Origin of the sequence: Pseudoalteromonas luteoviolacea, from assembly GCF_001696455.1 — a bacterium.
GTDB lineage: Bacteria > Pseudomonadota > Gammaproteobacteria > Enterobacterales > Alteromonadaceae > Pseudoalteromonas > Pseudoalteromonas luteoviolacea_C.
This window is the reverse complement of sequence record NZ_MAUJ01000067.1, coordinates 1-300: the sequence shown is the minus strand read 5'-3', so window position 1 is coordinate 300 and position 300 is coordinate 1. Positions and strand designations below refer to the sequence as shown.

Sequence of the window (300 nt, the reverse complement as noted above, 5' to 3'; positions counted from 1 at the left end):
GTAATAGCTCGTGACGTTTACCTTCAGGTATGCCTGGACCATCATCACCAATAATAAAAACGGTGCCTTTACTTGGAGTTGTTTTTACTTGTATATCAATTTTATGCGCACATGCCTTACATGCATTTGTAACTACCCCAGCTTTAGTACAGCTCATTAGTAGAATTATGCTGCCTCAAGATAGCTCATTGGAGTTTGATCTCCTAGTGCATCGTGAGGCCGTTCATAATTATAAATATCTAACCATTCATCTGTAATATCAAGAGCTTGTTGAAGTGATTCAAACAGATATAAATCCAA

At 37.3% G+C, this 300-nt stretch carries 2 protein-coding genes; both read right to left on the bottom strand.

What is annotated here, in order from left to right; genetic code table 11:
* A partial coding sequence (locus A7985_RS27205) for an ATP-binding protein (protein ID WP_176716816.1) occupies positions 1 to 157 on the bottom strand: 157 nt, incomplete at its 3' end.
* 8 nt (positions 158 to 165) lie between these two features.
* Positions 166 to 300: an integrase core domain-containing protein gene (locus A7985_RS26155; RefSeq protein ID WP_141685462.1), complete on the bottom strand. Its 135-nt coding sequence runs from the start codon at positions 298 to 300 to the stop codon at positions 166 to 168.